Source organism: Proluteimonas luteida (assembly GCF_021191695.1).
Classification (GTDB): domain Bacteria; phylum Pseudomonadota; class Gammaproteobacteria; order Xanthomonadales; family Xanthomonadaceae; genus Luteimonas; species Luteimonas luteida.
On sequence record NZ_JAIWPT010000010.1, the window covers coordinates 77674 to 93536 of the forward strand.

The window sequence follows — 15863 nt, forward strand, 5'->3', positions numbered from 1 at the left end:
CACGACCGGGGCCGGAACGCAGGCGCGCGTCAGAAACGGCCTTCCTGGAAATCGACGAAGGCCTGCATCAGCTCCTCGCGGGTGTTCATGACGAACGGCCCGTGGCGCGCGACCGGCTCGCGCAACGGTCGGCCCGCCACCAGGATCAGGCGCGCGCCCGCCGCGCCTGCCGCCAGCCGCAGATGGTCGCCGCCACCGAGCAGCGCCAGCTCCTGCGTGGCCAGCACGCGCGCGTCGTCGCCCTCGCCCACCGACACCTCGCCCTCGTAGGCATAGGCGAACACGTTGTGGCCCTCGGGCAGCAGGTACTGCCAGCGCGCGCCGGGCGCCAGGACGATGTCGAGATAGACCGGGTCGGTCGCCGGCTGCGAGATCGGGCCGGCGACGCCGTCGACGCTGCCGGCGATCACCTTCACCGTGACGCCGTCGGCGGGCGCGGCCACGGGCAGCTGCTCCGGCGCGAACTCCTGGTACCGGGGCGCGGTCATCTTCTCCCGTGCCGGCAGGTTGACCCACAGCTGGAAACCACGCATGCGTCCCTCCTCCTGCTCGGGCATCTCCGAATGCACCAGGCCGCGGCCGGCGGTCATCCACTGCACGCTGCCGGGCACCAGCAGGCCCTCGTTGCCGTGGTTGTCGCGATGGCGCATGCGGCCGTCGAGCATGTAGGTCACGGTCTCGAAACCGCGATGCGGGTGTTCGGGAAAGCCGGCCAGATAGTCCTCGGCGCGGTCGGTGCCGAACTCGTCGAGCAGCAGGAACGGGTCGAGGTCGGGCAGCTGCGGCGAACCGATGACCCGGGTCAGCTTGACCCCGGCACCGTCGCTGGCGGGCATGCCGCGGACCGTGCGGACGATGCGGGCATCCTGGGTATCGCTGGCGTGCATGTCGGACTCCAATCGGGGAATGCCCCCAAGATGCGGCCATCCGGCGCCCGCCACCACCGCGACCGGCGGAACGGAAGGTTGTGCCGGCGTAACGACCGCGGCAAGCGCCGGGCTTTGCGGCAGGCCGAAGCCGCCGCATAGAATCGGGCCATGCCCCGCATCCTCGTCTTCCAGCATGTCGCCGCGGAACCGCTCGGCACGCTCGACCCGTTGATCCGCCAGCGCGGCCACCGCATCCGCTTCGTCAATTTCGAGCGCGAGCCCGACGCCCAGCCCAACGTCGACCGCTATCGCGGGCTGATCGTGCTCGGCGGCCCGATGAACGTCGAGGAACAGCACGTGCGGCCGCACCTGCGCACCGAACTGCGCGCGATCGAGCGCATGCTGCAGCAGGGCAAGCCGGTACTGGGCATCTGTCTCGGCGCGCAGTTGCTGGCGCACGTACTGGGCGCGCCGGTGCGGCGCATCGCGCGGCCGGAGATCGGCTGGTACCCGCTCAGGACCACCGATGCCGGGCGCAGCGACCGGATCCTCGGCCCGATCGGCAGCGACGCCGCGGTGTTCCAGTGGCACGGGCGGCATTTCCAGATTCCCGAGACCGCCACCCACCTGGCCTGGACCGAGCACTGCGAGCAGCAGGCCTTCCGCTGGGGCGACAACGCCTACGGCTTCCAGTTCCACCTGGAAATGGACGAGCCGCTGATCGAGCGCTGGCTGGCCAATCCCGTCTATCGCGCCGAGCTGCTGGCCTCCGGACTGCCGCACGACGCCGACGCGATCCGCGCCCATACCCGCGCCCACATCGCCACGATGCAGGCCCAGGCCGACCAGGTGTTCAACAATTTCCTCGACCTGATCGGCCGGCCGCAGCGGCGCATCGTGCTGCCGTCGCGCGAGTTCGTGTAGGGCAGCCGATGTCCCGCGCCCGCTGCCGCCGTGCCCGGCACACGGCGGGTCGCGGTCCTACGGCAGGCCGATGTCCGGCAGGGAGATCTCCGGCACCTGGATGTCGGGGCCGAGCACGTAGAACAGCTCGCCAAGGCTTGGCCAGCCCAGCAGCGGCGCCAGCCACCAGTAGGCGGCGATGACGATCAGCGCGGTGACGACCAGGCGCAGCACCAGTCCGGCCACCTTGAACGCGACGTAGATGCCGAGGATGACCAGCACGAAGCCGAGCCAGCTCATGCGGCATCGGCCTCCGCGGCGTCGTGCAGCGGGCGCAGTGCCGGGTCCAGCGCGACGCGGTCGTCGAACACGAAGCAGCGGCCGTCGTAGCCGAAACCGCCGACCTGCTCGAAGTAGCCGAGGATGCCGCCGTCGAGCTGCAGCACGTTGTCCATGCCGTCGGCCCGCATCCACAGCGCCGCCTTCTCGCAGCGGATGCCGCCGGTGCAGAAGCTGACCACGGTCGCATCGCGCAGGCCTTCGCGATGCGGGGCGAGCGCGTCGGGCAGCTCGGTGAAGTTGTCGATCGGCAGCGTCAGCGCATCACTGAAGGTGCCGTGGCCCACCTCCTCGCGGTTGCGGGTGTCGAGCAGCACGAGCCGCCGGCCGCCATCGTCATGGCCCTGCGCCAGCCAGCGCGCCAGGTCCCGCGGCGCGACCGCCGGCGCGCGCGCCGCGGCCCGCAGCGGCATGGCCTCGTCGCGGCGGAAGCTGATGATCTCCGGCTTGACCTTGACCTTGAGCCGGGCGAACGGCTGCGCCGCGCTGTGGCTGGTCTTGACCTGCAGCGCGGCAAAGCGCGCATCGCTGCGCAGCGCGTCGACGAAACCGTCGATGGCCCCGCCGGCGCCGGCGAGGAACAGGTTGATGCCTTCCGGGGCGACCAGCACCGTGCCGCGCAGCGCGGCGCCTTCGGCGCGCGTGCGCAGCCGGTCGGCCAGCGCGGCCGGGTCGTCGATGGCGACGAAGTGGTAGGCGGCGATGTTGACGATCATGGCGCGCAGTTTACGCGGGCGGCGCCGGCCCGCAGGCCGGCTGGCCGCCTGTCCGCTGAACGGAGGCGGCATCGCCGCGCGGGATGACGGGACATGCGCGACCGGCGCGACCGCGCACCGGTCCGCACGGCGATCAGTCGTTCTCGTGGTACTCGCGCACGAAACGGTCGAACAGGCGCACGCCGTAGCCGGTCGCGCCCGACGGCGACGTCGCCGTGCCGGTCGACTCGTTCCACGCCATGCCGGCGATGTCCAGATGCGCCCAGGCTTGGCCGGGCTCGATCCATTCGCCGATGAAGTGCGCCGCGGTGCCCGAGCCCGGACGGCCGCCACCGTTGCGCAGGTCGGCGATCGGCGATTCCAGCGCCTTGCCGTAGGACGGCAGCATCGGCATGCGCCAGACCGCTTCCCCCGCGGCCTCGCCGGCGGCCGTGAGCTGCGCAGCCAGAGCGTCGTCGGGCGAATACAGGCCGGCGAAATCGCTGCCCAGCGCGGTGACGATCGCGCCGGTCAGCGTGGCGATGTCGACGATGACCTTCGGCTTGTCCTGGCGCTGCACGTACCACAGCGCATCGACCAGCACCATGCGGCCCTCGGCGTCGGTACTCATGATCTCGAAGGTCTTGCCCGACGCGGTGCGGATCACGTCGCCCGGGCGCATCGCATCGCCGGCGGGCATGTTCTCGGCGAGCGCGGCGACCGCGACCGCGTTGACCGGCGCGCGGCGGCCGGCCAGCGCCAGCACCGCGCCGGTGGCCGAGGCCGCGCCGGTCATGTCGTACTTCATCCGCCACATGCCGTCGCTGCCCTTGATCGAGATGCCGCCCGAATCGAAGGTGATGCCCTTGCCGACGAAGGCCACCGGCGCATCGCCACGCGCGCCGCCGTTGTAGCGCACCAGCATCAACCGCGGCGGACGCACGCTGCCCTGGCCGACGGCCAGCAGGCTGCCCATGCCAAGCCGCTCCATCGCCGGCACGTCGAGCACCTCGATGCTGACGCCCGGCATGCCCGAGAACGCGGCGCGGGTGCGGGCGACGAACTCCTCGGGCCCCAGTACGTTGGCCGGCTCGGTGACGAGGTCGCGCGCGAACCACACCGCATCGGCGACCGGCTTCCAGTCCGCTGCCCAGGCCTGCGCGGCGGCTGCCCCGGCAGGCGTGCGGATCACCAGTTCGCCGTCGCCGGTCGCGCCGTCTTCGGCAGCGGTCCGGTACTTGCGGAACCGGTACTGGCCCAGCGCGGCACCGAACGCCAGGTGCGCGCCGGCGCCGGACTCCGCGCCCTCCCACAGCAGTTCGATGCGCGGCGCGTCGCTGCGGGCCGCGAACTGGCCGACACGGCCGCCCAGATCCTCGAGCAGGCGCGGCGTCGGTGCATCGCCGCCAGTGCCGACCAGCAGCACGCGGTCGTAGCCGCCGATGCCGGGCAGGTCGAGCTGGCTGCCGGCCTTGCCGGTGAACCGGGCCGCGACGACCGCGCGCGACAGTGCACCGGCGCTGGCCGCATCGACCTGGGCGAACGCCGCGCCCGGCTCGGCGCCCTCGCGCACGGCGATCGCCAGCGTGCCGGCGGCGGGCGCCTGCAGCGCGTCGAAACGGATCTCGCGCTGCGCGGCGGCGGGCAGCGCGACACAAGCGAGGGCGGAAGCCAGCAGCCAGCGCTGCAGCGGACGTGTGGGGGTCATGCGGTCTCCAGGTGATCGGTGCGGGCCCGGCCTCCCCGCCGGACACCCGACCATAACAATCCCGGGCGCGGCGCCCCCCCTGTCGATGGTCATGGTGCCCGCGCCTCCGCGAGGCACCGGCATGCCAACGGCGTGGCCGCGCCGGCAACGCTGTCGTCCCGGGCGCCGCGAGGGATCCGCTTCCTCCGCCCGGCGACCGCGTGAAGACAGGCCGCGCCCCGGGACACCATGTCGGGACGACGGGGTCGAATGGATCGACGCCTGTGGGAAGCGTTTCGGGCCGGCGGGCGACACCGTCGCGTATCGTTCGGGACGCGACGCGCGCGGCGGGATATGCCCGTCCATGATGGTTGCCCGCCCCCGCTGCCTGCGCAGACGAGGCGTCGCAGGACAACGGTAACGGGCAGGTCTGCAACGCTAGCAGCGTTCGTGTGTCGGTTGCATGCCGCGCTGCGCGCGTTGCCGCCAACACTGTGTTGCGGCAGGCCGTATTCAGTGCTCAGCGCGACAACAGGTAGCCCGGCAACGCCATCAGCCCGACCAGCAGGCCGATCGCGACGACGATCAGCGCGACCCGCATCGGACTGGCGCGCACGATGTCGCCGAAGGTCTCGGCGGTGCCGTCGCGTTCGGCCTGTGCCTGCGCGGCGCGGGCGCTGGCCTGACGCTCGCGCTGGTAGTCGGCCATCAGCCGCTTGGCCTCGTCGATGCGGGCGCTGTCGCGGATCCAGATGCCGCCGTGCGAGATGCCGAACGGGCTGGGACTGGTCTGGTACCAGTCGATGCTCGCGGCATCGAGGAATGCGCGCACGTCGGCGGCCTCGTCCTCGGGCACGTAGCGCAGGTTGAGCAGCAGTTTCGCCATGGCGCGCATGATAGCGCGCACGGCTCCTCCGCCCGCGTCAGCGTTTGGTGGTGATCGCGCGGCGCAGGTTGGCGCGTGCCTGCGCGTCGAGGCGGGCGTGGAACCCGTCGCTGAGGAAGATGCGTTCGCGCGCCAGCAGAGCCTTGAGGAACTTGCGCCGGTTCAGCGCGTACAGCCAGCGCGGGACCTGCCGGTATTCGGCGGCGATCGCGCGGTCGTAGGCGTCGAAGGCCTCGGGCGGCGCACCGAGGATCGCCATGTCGCAGTCGAGGAAACGCCGGGTATCGTCGCCGCGCGCATCGGCCGGAAAGTCGTCCGGCACCAGCGCGCCGTGGCACGCGGTCAGCTCGATCAGCTCGACGACACGCGCGACATCGATGCCGGCGTCGGGCAGCCACCTGGCGATCTCCCGGGCGGCGAGCTGCGCCGAACGCGCCTCGTTGTCCTTGCGCCCGGCCTCGTAGATCGCGTCGTGGTACAGGATCGCGAGCCAGACTTCCCGGGGCTGCGCCCAGCCGCCGGTCGCGGCGACGGCGTCGAAATCCAGAAGCAGCGCGTCGATGTGGTGCTGGTTGTGGTAGGCGCGCGGCGGCGTCGCATAGGCCTGCGCCAGCGCCTCGCGCATCGGTGCGGGCAGCGCCAGCGGCGTGGGCGCGGAGGATGCCATCGTCAAGCCGCCTGCCACGGCCGCACCACCAGCAGCGCGCCGACGCAGACCAGCAACGCGCCGACGATGCGGGTCAGGTCCGCCGGCCGTGCCTGCGCCAGCACGCCGAAATGGTCCAGCAGCAGCGAGCCGGTGACCTGGCCGAACACGATCAGGCAGATCAGTCCGGCGGCGCCGAGCCGCGGCACCAGCAGCGTGCCGCAGAACACGAACACCGCCCCGATCACGCCGCCCAGCCACAACCACGGCGGCAGCGCGACCAGTGCGCGCAGGCCCGGCCACGCGGTGCGCGACAGCAGCAGGACGACGCCCAGCACCAGCGTGCCGACCAGGAACGAGGCGAACGAGGCGAACAGCGGTCCCTGGGTCGTCGCCCCGAGCCGTGCGTTGATCAGCGCCTGCAGCGGCAGCGCCATGCCCACCAGCGCGGCGATGACGATGCTTGCGGCCAGCCAGAGGTTCATGCGGTGCTCCCGGTACGGTGATCCGCGCGCAGTCTACGACCTGCCGCCGTCACGCCGCGTGCAGTCGCGACGCGCGCAACTGCAGTGGCGAGCAACGCGGTTCAGGCGTGCGTCGACTCCCGGCGCAATGTCAGCAACGCGGCCAGGCTCAGCGCCGCGGCGGCGGCAAGGTAGTAGCCCACGTACTGCAAGCCGTAGTTGCCGGCCAGCCAGGTCGCGATGTAGGGCGCCAGCGACGCGCCGAAGATGCCGGCCAGGTTGAACGCCAGCGACGCGCCGGTATAGCGCACCGAGGTCGGGAACTGTTCGGCCAGGATCGTGCCGACCGGCCCGTAGGTCAGGCCCATCAGCGCCAGCCCGAGCATCAGGAACACCAGCGTGCCGGAGGTGTCGCCGGCCACGAACAACGGTGCGAAGAACAGGCCGAACAGCAGGATGGCGACGGTCGCGACGATCATCGCCCGGCGCCGGCCGAAGCGGTCGGCGTACAGCGCCGCCAGTGGAATCGTCGCCGCGAAGCACAGCACGCCGACCAGTTGCAGCATCAGGAAGCGCTCGCGCGTATAGCCCAGCTGCGCGGTGCCCCAGCTCAGCGCGAACACCGTCATCAGGTAGAACAGCACGAACGTCGCCAGGGTCAGCAGCGTACCGACCAGCAATGCGCGCGGCTGGCCCAGCAGCACCTCGCGCATCGGCAGGCGCACGCGCTCGTGCTGGTCGAGCACCTTCTGGAACGCGGGCGTCTCTGTCAGGCTCAGCCGGACCCACAGGCCGACCAGCACGAGCACCGCGCTGGCCAGGAACGGAATGCGCCAGCCCCAGGCGAAGAACGCCGCATCGTCCATCAGTTCGGTCAGCAGCAGGAAGATCGCCGTGGCCAGGAAGAACCCGATCGGCGCGCCCAGCTGCGGGAACATGCCGTACCACGCGCGCTTGCCGGGCGGCGCGTTCTCGGTCGCCAGCAGCACCGCCCCGCCCCACTCGCCGCCGAGCCCCAGCCCCTGCCCGAACCGGCACAGCGCCAGCAGCAGCGGCGCGGCGATGCCGATCTGCGCATAGGTCGGCAGCAGGCCGATGACCACCGTGGAGATGCCCATCGTCAGCAGCGCCGCGACCAGCGTCGCCTTGCGGCCGACGCGGTCGCCGAAATGGCCGAACACCGCCGAGCCGATCGGCCGGGCGAAGAATGCCAGCGCGAACGTGGCCAGCGACTGCAGCGTCGCCGACGCCGGGTCGCCGGCGGGAAAGAACAGTTTCGGGAACACCAGCACCGCGGCGGTGGCATAGATGTAGAAGTCGAAGAATTCGATCGTCGTGCCGATCAGGCTCGCGAACAGGACCCGGCCCTTGCGGTTGGCCGGCGGTGCGGTATCGGTCATGACTGAATGCGCTGTGGAGGCGCACCGATTCTGCCAGTGATGCGGCCGCGATGCGCAGCCGGATGCACGGGGCCGGCAACGGCCACGCGATGGGCGGCGGTGATGCGACACTGTCGGCCTGCGCAAAGGGAGGAACCACACGCCATGACCTGGCAATCGATCGCGTTGACACTGCTGCTCGGCGGCGTGCTGCTACCTGTCTCGCTGTACCTGCACCGACGCAAGCGGACCTCACCCGCCCGCGTGGTGGACATCGTCGCGCTGGCGTGGCTGTTCTTCCTGGTACAGCGTGCCGCCGACGGCCCGCCGTTGCTGCTCGGGGCGCTGATGTTCCTGGGGTGCTTCCATCTGGGATTGCTGATGGGGTGGTCGCCGATTCGTCGCGCCAGCGACTGATCGTCGGTGAGAACGTGCTGTTCCCCGGTTTCGAGATGAGGCGCGCCAGAGGTAGGAGAGGTAGGGCGGGTCTCGACCCGCCACGTCGGGCGACACAATGGCGGGTCGAGACCCGCCCTACCCGGCCGAGGTTGGTCCGCTACAGGTCGCTCCCCTGAGTTGGGAGAAGCACCAAAAAAAGGTTCATCACCCAAGTCCGGGAAAGACGCGCGCCTTGCGTAGGTCGGCCCCACGCGGCCGACGCGCGTGGTGTCCGGGTTTGCGAGATGCCGGGGATCCGCCGATGCGGCGTGACCGGACGTCCCCGCGTCGGGGGCGTTGCCCCGACCTACGACCGGTGAATCCCGGGAATCGGAGAAGAGCCAAAAAAACCGGCCGGTGAAGACCGGCCGGTTTTTCGATTGCTGCGTCGGTGATGGGGCGCGGCATCACCAGTCCCGGTCCCTCACGGTACCGCGGCTGGCTTCCACACGCCCATCGACCTCATGCCGCGTTCTTCATCGCCAGCTTGCGCGCACGCATGACGTCGTGGCACTCGCGGACCTCGGGCAGCAGGCGGATCACGATGTCGCGCGCGGCCGGCGGAGTGGCTTCGTCACGGGCAACCTCGTCGAAGGCTTCGAGCAGGCGGTCCTCGGACTCCTCCAGCTCGGCGACATAGCCGTATTCCTTGTCGCCGAAGGTGGCGCGCAGCTTGCCGTACATCTTCTGCATGGCGCCGACGAAGGTACCGGTGGTATCCGGCTTGCCGCCGGCGGCCTGCACCACCGCGGTCAGTTCGTCGACGATCTGCAGCTTCACCGTCGCGATGCGCGCGAACAGGGTCGCCAGCTCGGCGTCGTCCACCTTGCCCGCGGCCTCCTCGTAGAAGTCCTTGCCGTCGCGGGCGATGGCGATGAGGTCGTTGAGGCTGTGGGCGGTCTTGTTGCTGGTCATTCGATATCTCCCAGTCGAAAAATGTTCGGGTCGCCATCGCTCGAAGCGGTGGCGTGAAGCCGGTTTGCGGATTTCCGTGCATCTCTCGGTGAAGATGCCTTCGCAGACCGGCATCGTCCGTCGCGCTGTCCTGTCGGAATGGCCCTGTCGCATGGGCCGAGTGGCGTCCGGATCGACAGGACAAAACGTAACAACCGGGCACGCAAGGGCGCGTGATATCCACGTGCCTGCGGGATGAAGAAGACAGGGGTTCAGCGGATGGGCAGGTAGCTGACTGCGTCCGTCGGCACGGACAGAAGTCCGGTACCGCGCTGCGTCCGGGACGACGACGGGAGATCGGGCTGCCGCTGCACGCAGGCGCGGCAACGCCATGACGAAAACGCCGCGACCGTTGCCGGCCGCGGCGTCGTCGGGGGCGATGGCGCGCGCGGAACTACTTCGCCGCCTTGGCCTCGGCCGGCAGCGCGTAGTCGATTTCGTAGGGTGGCGGCTCGCCGCCGGGACCGGTCAGGTAGTGGGTCATCCACTGCATCAGCCGCAGCGAGTAGTCGTAGCGCGAGGCCGCGCGGCTGTTGCCGTGGCCTTCGCCCGGATACAGCACCAGCCGCACCGGCGCCTGGCCCGCGAGCTGCAGGTAGCGGTACATCATGTAGGACTGCGTCACCGGCACCCGCGGATCGGCCTCGCCGTGCAGGATCAGCGTCGGCGTGCGCGAGTTCTGCGCGTGGTTGATCGGGCTGGCCTGGCGGTACATCTCCGGGCTCTCCCACGGCCAGGTCTGCATGTGCACCAGGTACTGCTCGCGCGGGATGTCGCCGCTCGTCACCAGGCTGGCCTGGTCGGAGATGCCGACGAACATCACCGAGGCGGCGAAGCGTTCGCTGTAGTACGTCGCGCCCCAGGCGCTGGCATAGCCGCCGTAGGAACCGCCGGTGATGCCGACCTTGTCGCGGTCGACCAGGCCGCTCTCGACCAGATGGTCGACGCCGTCGACCAGGTCGTCGAACTCCTCCATGCCCGGCCGACCGTGGTCGAGCTTGGAGAACGCGACGCCGCGGCCGGTGCTGGCGCGGTAGTTGGGGAAGAACGTGGCGAAGCCCTGCGCCGCGGCGACCTGCGCAGGCTGCGCGTAGGCGGTCAGCCAACCGTTGGAGTAATGCGCCTCGGGGCCGCCGTGCACGACCAGGATCAGCGGCACCCGTGCGTTGCCGCGGCGCTCCAGCGGATGCACCAGGATGCCCTCGAGCTCGAGGCCGTCGCGCGCGGCGTAGCGCACCACTTCCTGCCGGGCCAGGCGCACGTCCCCGAGCCAGGGATTGCTGTCGGTCAGGCGCGTGGCCTCGCCGGCACCGGCGGCCAGCTGGAACACCTCCGACGGGTGCGCGGGCGTGCTGCCGACCAGCACGATGTCGCCGCTGCCGCCGGCGACGCTGAGGCCCGAGAACACCGGACCGCCAGCGGCCAGCAGAGTGCGCTGGCCGCTGCCGTCGACGCCGATCTCGGCGACGCGGCTGTCCACGCCTTCCTGGCTGACGAACACCAGGCGCGTGGCATCGCGCCAGGCAACGTTCCAGACATGGCCTTCGAGGCCGGGCAGCAGGTCGCGCTGGGTGCCGCCATCGCGGCCGACGACGGTCAGGCGGCCCTCGCGCGGATCGTTGACGTCGGCGGCGGAGATGATCGCCAGGTGCGCGCCGTCCGGGCTCCAGGCCAGGTCGCCGAGCTTGCCGGGATTGTCGACGCGGCCGAGTTCGCGGCCCTCGGTCGAGTAGATGCGCACGCGCGCATCGACCATCGTGTCGTCGGTCAGCTGGCGTGGCGCGACCACCACCGCCAGCCGGTCGCCGGCCGGGCTCCACTGCACCGCCTGCACGCTGCCTTCGATGTCGAGCCGGCGCGGCTCGCCGCTGCCGCCCAGCTCGGCGATCCACAGCTCGACCGGACGCCAGTCCTCTTCGTAGACCTTCTGGCTGAAGCCCTTGTCGCGCAGCGCCTTGCGCGCGTCGCTCTCGGCGCGGGTGGCCAGCAGCGCGGCGCGGCGGCCATCGGGCGACAGGCTGTAGCTGCCGATGTCGACCTTCAGTTTCGCCACCTGGGTGGATTCGCCGCCGTGCAACGGAATCGAGTACAGGCTGCGGGTGGCGTCGCCCTCGCGCTTGGACAGGTAGGCGATGCGACGGCCGTCGGGCAGCCACTGCGGGCCGGCCACGTTGACCTTGCCGGTGACGTAGCCACGGCTGTTGCCGGCGCGGTCGACGACATGCAGTTCCGAGTAGGCGGGGCCGTCGGGATCGACGCCAGGCGCGCGCGGCACAGACAGCAAGTAGGCCGACTCGCCGCCATCGGGCGCGACCACCGCCTGCGTCACCATGCGCGTCCTGGCGACATCGTCGACGGTCAACCCCGCCTGCGCAGCCGCCACGCCGCTCGCCAGACACAGCGCGCACAGCACGCTCCAGATCCATCGTTGCATCGAATTCCCCCTTGCAGGCCACCGTGAAACAGGTCCGCGACTTTGCAGGGTAATGCCGGTCGAGGCAACCGCCGTGCTTGCGCGGCGGCGGTCGCAGCAGGCAAGCGAAGCGCGCTCGGCCCTTCAGCGCGGGCCGGACGCCGCCCGCGCCAGCCGCGCGGCCACGCGCGGAAACACCTCGGGCAGCAGGCGCCGGAGGTCCTCGGGCACGCGCGCCACCCACGCGGCCTCGTCGCGCGGCGGCAGGTCGCCGCGCCAGGCGAAGGCCACGCGGTTGCTCATCTTCGGCTCGTCGACCACCAGCACCCGGGCGTCGCCGAAGGCCCGGCGCAGCCGGGCCACATGGGCCTCGGGATTGCGCACGTACAGGTTGCAGGCCAGCACGCCGTCGTCGCGCAGCGCATCATGGCAGGCATCGTAGAACGCCTGGGTGGACAGCGCCTCGGGGATGCCGCGCTCGTCGTAGCCGTCGACCAGCAGCACGTCGAACCGGCCCGGCTGGCGGCCGACGAACGCGGCGCCATCGTCGAGCACGACCTGCAGCCGCGCATCGTCGTCGGGCACCCCGAATGCGCCGCGCAGCGCGATGACGTGCGGATTGTTCTCGACGATCTCGACCCGCGTGCCCGGCAGGTTGCGGTGGCAGAACTTGGCCTGCGAGCCGCCGCCCAGGCCGACCATCCCCAGTACCCGCGGCGCCGGCTGCCACAGCAGCGTGGCCAGCATCGTGCGGGTATAGGGCACCAGCAGGCGGTCGGGGTCGCCGGTGACCATGCGGCTCTGGGTCTGGCGGCGCACGAACTGCAGCGAGGTGAAGCCCTCGTGCCGGCGCACGTAGGGCTTGCGCAGCCGCGGCCCGGCCCCGCCGCGCAGCCGCGCGAGCAGGCGCGCCAGCAACGGCCGGATCCGGCCGCCTGCGGCCTGCGTGTCGCCGGTATCGTCGCGCATGCCGCCGCTCAGCGGTTCGACCAGCCGTGCGGCACGTGGCCGGCGGCGACATGCGGCCGCGCCGAATCGATGTTGTGCTGCGAATCGTCGAAGAAGATGTCGGCGCCGAACGCGTCGAGGAACGGCCCCTTCGGCCGGCCGCCGAGGAACAGCGCCTCGTCCAGGCGTACGCCCCAGGCGCGCAGCGTGCGGATCACCCGCTCGTGCGCCGGCGCCGAGCGCGCGGTCACCAGCGCGGTGCGGATCGGCGCGTCCTTGCCGGGCGGATACGCCGCCTGCAGGTCGTGCAGCGCGGCCAGGAAACCGCGGAACGGCCCGCCGGTCATCTCCTCGCGCGCGCGTTCGCGCTCGTGCCGGTGGAAGGCGTCGAGGCCGTCCTCCTGCGACACCCGCTCGCCCTCGTCGCCGAAGATCACCGCGTCCCCGTCGAAGGCGATGCGCAACTGGTCGGAGCGGTGTGCCGCGGCGCGCGCCGGGATGATCGTCGCCGCGGCGATGCCGTTCTCCAGCGCACGGCGCACCGACTCGGGATTGGCCGACAGGAACAGCTGGGTGCCGAACGGCTTGATGTAGGGCCAGGTCGGCTCGCCCGAGGTGAACGTGGCCCGGATGATGCCCAGGTCGTGGTGCTGGATCGAGTTGAAGATGCGCAGGCCCGTGTCGGCGGAGTTGCGCGACAGCAGGATCACCTCGACCCGCGGCGCATCGGCAGGCGCGTCGATGTTCAGCGCCAGCAGCTTGCGCACCAGCGGGAAGGCGATGCCGGGCTCGAGGATGTCGTCCTCGTGCGCGCGCTGGTGTTCGGCATAAGCGTCGATGCCCTCGCGCTCGAACAGCGCATGGCTGTCCTCGAGGTCGAACAGCGCGCGCGAGGAGATCGCGACGGTCAGCGTGGGGACGGAGGTATCGGCCATATCGCGGAAGTATGCGCGATGCGCGCATGGCCGCGAAGCCGTGCGCGACGGCATGCCTGCCGGAACCGTGTCACACCCCGCCCTGACCATCGACACTGGTCGCGCCTGCGGCGACGGCGGACGCTGGCATCACCGCCAGATCACGGAGACCGCGAACATGCGCCTACCCCCGATTCCATCGTTGCTGCTGATGCTGCTGGCAGGGCTGGCAGCCGCGGGCGCCAGCGCGGCGGCGCCCGCCCCGCCCGCGGACGCGGACCCGTACGCCGAGGCCCGCGCGATCATCGCCAACCTGCAGCGCGTGGTCGCGCCCGGCGGCGTGCAGGAGCAGCGCACGGTCCGCATCGGCGGCATCGACCAGTGGATCAGCGTGCGCGGCAACGACCGTGACAACCCCATCCTGCTGTACCTGCACGGCGGTCCCGCGTCGCCGATGATGCCGGCCTCGTGGACCTTCCAGCGCCCGTGGGAGGATTATTTCACCGTGGTGCAATGGGACCAGCGCGCCGCCGGGCGCACCTATCGCGCCAACGATCCCGATGCGGTCGCCCCGACGATCGCCATCGACCGCTACGTCGCCGACACGATCGAACTGATCGACCACCTGCGCACGGCCTACGGCAAGCGCAAGGTGGTGCTGGTCGGCCACAGCTGGGGCACGGTGCTGGGCATGCGCGTGCTCGTCGAGCGCCCCGACCTGCTGCATGCCTACGTCGGCATCGGCCAGGTCATGCATCCTCAGGCCGACGAAGCCATCGGCTACCGCTACGCGCTCGACCGGGCCCGTGCCGAAGGCAATCGCGAAGCCATCGCCGAACTGGAGGCGCTGGCGCCCTATCCCGGCGACGACCTGCGCAACGGCCGCATCGATGCCCAGCGCAAATGGGTCATCCACTACGGCGGCCACAGCGCGTACCGCGACAGTTCCGACTACTTCTTCCGGGCCCAGCGCCTGTCGCCCGACTACGACGCCGACGACCGACGCGCCATCGCCGCGGGCAGCGCGCTGACCCTCGACCGCATCTTCGGCGAGTGGCCGACGGTCGACTTCACCGGCATCCGCCGCGTCGAGGCCCCGGTGGTCATGCTGATCGGCCGGCACGACTACACCACGCCGTCGCAGCCGGTCGCCGACTGGCTGGCCACGGTCGAGGCCCCCTACAAGCACGGCGCCTGGTTCGAGCAGTCGGCGCATTTCGCACCGATCGAGGAGCCGGGCCGGACACTGATGACGCTGGTCCGGCGGGTGCGGCCACTCGCGGTGGATGCGGGAGACGGAGCGGCGCTGGAGGATTGAGACGGTGGGCCGGCTCGCTGGCGTGGAATGTCGATGACGGGCACACCGCGTGCCCGCGAGTACGAGCCGCATATGTGCGGAGCGGCTCGACGCGCGATATCTCCACCGGCCCGGCGGGTCGAGACCCGCCCTACGCCTGGCAGGCGCGGAACCGGTCCGGGCGATGGGCCGGACCCTGCCCCGCTCACACCACGAACTGCTCGCTGAGGATCCGCTCCTCGAGGTTGTGCTCGGGATCGAACAGCAGGGTCACGGTGCGGTCCTGCGATTCGCGGATCGTCACCTCGACCACGTCGCGGACCTCGTGCGAATCGGCGGTCGCGCTGACCGGGCGCTTGTAGGGGTCGAGCACGCGGAAGCGCACCTCGGTGTCGGCGCGCAGGATGGCGCCGCGCCAGCGCCGCGGTCGGAACGGCGCGATCGGCGTCAGCGCGATCACCCCCGAGCCCAGCGGCAGGATCGGGCCATAGGCGGAGAAGTTGTAGGCGGTGCTGCCGGCCGCGGTCGCGACGATGACACCGTCACCGACCAGTTCCTCGAGCCGGGTGATGCCGTTGAGGTCGATGCGCAAATGCCCGGCCTGGCGGGTCTGGCGCAGCAACGAAACCTCGTTGTAGGCCAGCGAGCCGATGGTCGCGCCGGATTCGGTCTGCGCGACCATCTCCAGCGGGCGCAGGATCGCCGGTTCCGCGCCAGCGATGCGCTCGCGCAGTCCATCCTGCCGGTACTGGTTCATCATGAAGCCGACCGAGCCCAGCTTCATGCCGTACACCGGCAGGCCCAGATGGCCGTGCCGGTGCAGGGTCTGCAGCATGAACCCGTCGCCGCCCAGCGGCACCAGCACGTCGGCCGCTTCCGGCGCGTGCTGGCCATACCGCTCGACCAGCCGCTGCAGCGCGGCCTGCGCGTCGTCGGTCTGGCTGGAAAGGAAGGCGAGGCGTTGAGTCTGTTGCATCGGCGATGTCCGCAAGGATCGTTCGCAGCTTAACCGCAGCGCGGGGCGATGCGTA

16 protein-coding genes are annotated in these 15863 nt (G+C 71.0%); 3 read left to right on the forward strand and 13 right to left on the reverse strand.

What is annotated here, in order from left to right:
• Positions 1–29: 29 nt before the first annotated feature.
• Positions 30–887: a pirin family protein gene (locus LDO26_RS10475; protein ID WP_232131037.1), complete on the reverse strand. Its 858-nt coding sequence runs from the start codon at positions 885–887 to the stop codon at positions 30–32.
• Between the two features lie 150 nt (positions 888–1037).
• Between LDO26_RS10475 and LDO26_RS10480 the strand changes: the two genes are divergently transcribed.
• Entirely contained in the window at positions 1038–1793 is a 756-nt protein-coding gene (locus LDO26_RS10480) for a type 1 glutamine amidotransferase (RefSeq protein ID WP_232131038.1), read from the forward strand.
• 57 nt (positions 1794–1850) lie between these two features.
• Here the strand turns inward: LDO26_RS10480 and LDO26_RS10485 are convergent, their stop codons facing one another.
• The 7 genes from LDO26_RS10485 to LDO26_RS10515 all read right to left on the reverse strand — a co-directional run bounded on the left by LDO26_RS10485 (position 1851) and on the right by LDO26_RS10515 (position 7889).
• Positions 1851–2072 (reverse strand): hypothetical protein, encoded by a 222-nt coding sequence (locus LDO26_RS10485; RefSeq protein WP_232131039.1) that lies wholly within the window; start codon positions 2070–2072, stop codon positions 1851–1853.
• A complete protein-coding gene (locus LDO26_RS10490; RefSeq protein WP_232131040.1) occupies positions 2069–2827 on the reverse strand; it encodes a sulfurtransferase in 759 nt (252 codons plus the stop codon). The genes LDO26_RS10485 and LDO26_RS10490 overlap by 4 nt, the downstream gene beginning before the upstream one ends.
• A 133-nt stretch (positions 2828–2960) precedes the next feature.
• The gene (locus tag LDO26_RS10495; protein WP_232131041.1) at positions 2961–4514 is read right to left on the reverse strand and encodes a leucyl aminopeptidase; all 1554 of its coding nucleotides are present in this window, start codon (positions 4512–4514) and stop codon (positions 2961–2963) included.
• A gap of 499 nt (positions 4515–5013) precedes the next feature.
• Positions 5014–5400: a DUF6164 family protein gene (locus tag LDO26_RS10500; RefSeq protein WP_435594064.1), complete on the reverse strand. Its 387-nt coding sequence runs from the start codon at positions 5398–5400 to the stop codon at positions 5014–5016.
• 16 nt (positions 5401–5416) lie between these two features.
• The gene (locus LDO26_RS10505; protein WP_232131042.1) at positions 5417–6046 is read right to left on the reverse strand and encodes an HD domain-containing protein; all 630 of its coding nucleotides are present in this window, start codon (positions 6044–6046) and stop codon (positions 5417–5419) included.
• A gap of 2 nt (positions 6047–6048) precedes the next feature.
• The gene (locus tag LDO26_RS10510) at positions 6049–6510 is read right to left on the reverse strand and encodes a DMT family transporter (RefSeq protein ID WP_232131043.1); all 462 of its coding nucleotides are present in this window, start codon (positions 6508–6510) and stop codon (positions 6049–6051) included.
• Positions 6511–6611: 101 nt separating this feature from the next.
• Positions 6612–7889 carry an MFS transporter gene (locus tag LDO26_RS10515; RefSeq protein ID WP_232131044.1) on the reverse strand — a complete coding sequence of 426 codons (1278 nt, stop codon included), beginning with the start codon at positions 7887–7889 and terminating at the stop codon, positions 6612–6614.
• A 144-nt stretch (positions 7890–8033) separates the two neighbouring features.
• Here LDO26_RS10515 and LDO26_RS10520 point away from each other — a divergent pair, with 144 nt between their 5' ends.
• Positions 8034–8285 carry a hypothetical protein gene (locus LDO26_RS10520; RefSeq protein WP_232131045.1) on the forward strand — a complete coding sequence of 84 codons (252 nt, stop codon included), beginning with the start codon at positions 8034–8036 and terminating at the stop codon, positions 8283–8285.
• A 483-nt stretch (positions 8286–8768) separates the two neighbouring features.
• On the opposite strand, the gene LDO26_RS10525 is transcribed toward LDO26_RS10520, so the two are convergent.
• The 4 genes from LDO26_RS10525 to LDO26_RS10540 all read right to left on the reverse strand — a co-directional run bounded on the left by LDO26_RS10525 (position 8769) and on the right by LDO26_RS10540 (position 13556).
• Positions 8769–9221, reverse strand: a complete 453-nt coding sequence (locus LDO26_RS10525) for a PA2169 family four-helix-bundle protein (protein ID WP_232131046.1) — start codon at positions 9219–9221, stop codon at positions 8769–8771.
• Positions 9222–9654: 433 nt separating this feature from the next.
• Complete coding sequence (locus LDO26_RS10530) at positions 9655–11694, reverse strand: S9 family peptidase (protein ID WP_232131047.1); 2040 nt, start codon at positions 11692–11694, stop codon at positions 9655–9657.
• 123 nt (positions 11695–11817) lie between these two features.
• A complete protein-coding gene (locus tag LDO26_RS10535; RefSeq protein ID WP_232131048.1) occupies positions 11818–12642 on the reverse strand; it encodes a spermine/spermidine synthase domain-containing protein in 825 nt (274 codons plus the stop codon).
• A gap of 8 nt (positions 12643–12650) precedes the next feature.
• Positions 12651–13556: a 5'-nucleotidase gene (locus tag LDO26_RS10540; RefSeq protein WP_232131049.1), complete on the reverse strand. Its 906-nt coding sequence runs from the start codon at positions 13554–13556 to the stop codon at positions 12651–12653.
• 157 nt (positions 13557–13713) lie between these two features.
• On the opposite strand from LDO26_RS10540, the gene LDO26_RS10545 reads away from it, so the two are divergent.
• Positions 13714–14853, forward strand: a complete 1140-nt coding sequence (locus LDO26_RS10545) for an alpha/beta fold hydrolase (protein ID WP_232131050.1) — start codon at positions 13714–13716, stop codon at positions 14851–14853.
• A 184-nt stretch (positions 14854–15037) separates the two neighbouring features.
• Here LDO26_RS10545 and LDO26_RS10550 read toward each other — a convergent pair whose 3' ends face one another.
• Positions 15038–15808 (reverse strand): NAD kinase, encoded by a 771-nt coding sequence (locus tag LDO26_RS10550; RefSeq protein WP_232131051.1) that lies wholly within the window; start codon positions 15806–15808, stop codon positions 15038–15040.
• Positions 15809–15863: the final 55 nt, after the last annotated feature.

Excerpts from the sequence above, each read along its gene's own strand:
- LDO26_RS10475 (WP_232131037.1), bottom strand. The coding sequence starts at position 887 with ATGCACGCCAGCGATACCCAGGATGCCCGCATCGTCCGCACGGTCCGC.
- LDO26_RS10480 (WP_232131038.1), top strand. The coding sequence starts at position 1,038 with ATGCCCCGCATCCTCGTCTTCCAGCATGTCGCCGCGGAACCGCTCGGC.
- LDO26_RS10485 (WP_232131039.1), bottom strand. The coding sequence starts at position 2,072 with ATGAGCTGGCTCGGCTTCGTGCTGGTCATCCTCGGCATCTACGTCGCG.
- LDO26_RS10490 (WP_232131040.1), bottom strand. The coding sequence starts at position 2,827 with ATGATCGTCAACATCGCCGCCTACCACTTCGTCGCCATCGACGACCCG.
- LDO26_RS10495 (WP_232131041.1), bottom strand. The coding sequence starts at position 4,514 with ATGACCCCCACACGTCCGCTGCAGCGCTGGCTGCTGGCTTCCGCCCTC.
- LDO26_RS10505 (WP_232131042.1), bottom strand. The coding sequence starts at position 6,046 with ATGGCATCCTCCGCGCCCACGCCGCTGGCGCTGCCCGCACCGATGCGC.
- LDO26_RS10510 (WP_232131043.1), bottom strand. The coding sequence starts at position 6,510 with ATGAACCTCTGGCTGGCCGCAAGCATCGTCATCGCCGCGCTGGTGGGC.
- LDO26_RS10515 (WP_232131044.1), bottom strand. The coding sequence starts at position 7,889 with ATGACCGATACCGCACCGCCGGCCAACCGCAAGGGCCGGGTCCTGTTC.
- LDO26_RS10520 (WP_232131045.1), top strand. The coding sequence starts at position 8,034 with ATGACCTGGCAATCGATCGCGTTGACACTGCTGCTCGGCGGCGTGCTG.
- LDO26_RS10525 (WP_232131046.1), bottom strand. The coding sequence starts at position 9,221 with ATGACCAGCAACAAGACCGCCCACAGCCTCAACGACCTCATCGCCATC.
- LDO26_RS10530 (WP_232131047.1), bottom strand. The coding sequence starts at position 11,694 with ATGCAACGATGGATCTGGAGCGTGCTGTGCGCGCTGTGTCTGGCGAGC.
- LDO26_RS10535 (WP_232131048.1), bottom strand. The coding sequence starts at position 12,642 with ATGCGCGACGATACCGGCGACACGCAGGCCGCAGGCGGCCGGATCCGG.
- LDO26_RS10540 (WP_232131049.1), bottom strand. The coding sequence starts at position 13,556 with ATGGCCGATACCTCCGTCCCCACGCTGACCGTCGCGATCTCCTCGCGC.
- LDO26_RS10545 (WP_232131050.1), top strand. The coding sequence starts at position 13,714 with ATGCGCCTACCCCCGATTCCATCGTTGCTGCTGATGCTGCTGGCAGGG.
- LDO26_RS10550 (WP_232131051.1), bottom strand. The coding sequence starts at position 15,808 with ATGCAACAGACTCAACGCCTCGCCTTCCTTTCCAGCCAGACCGACGAC.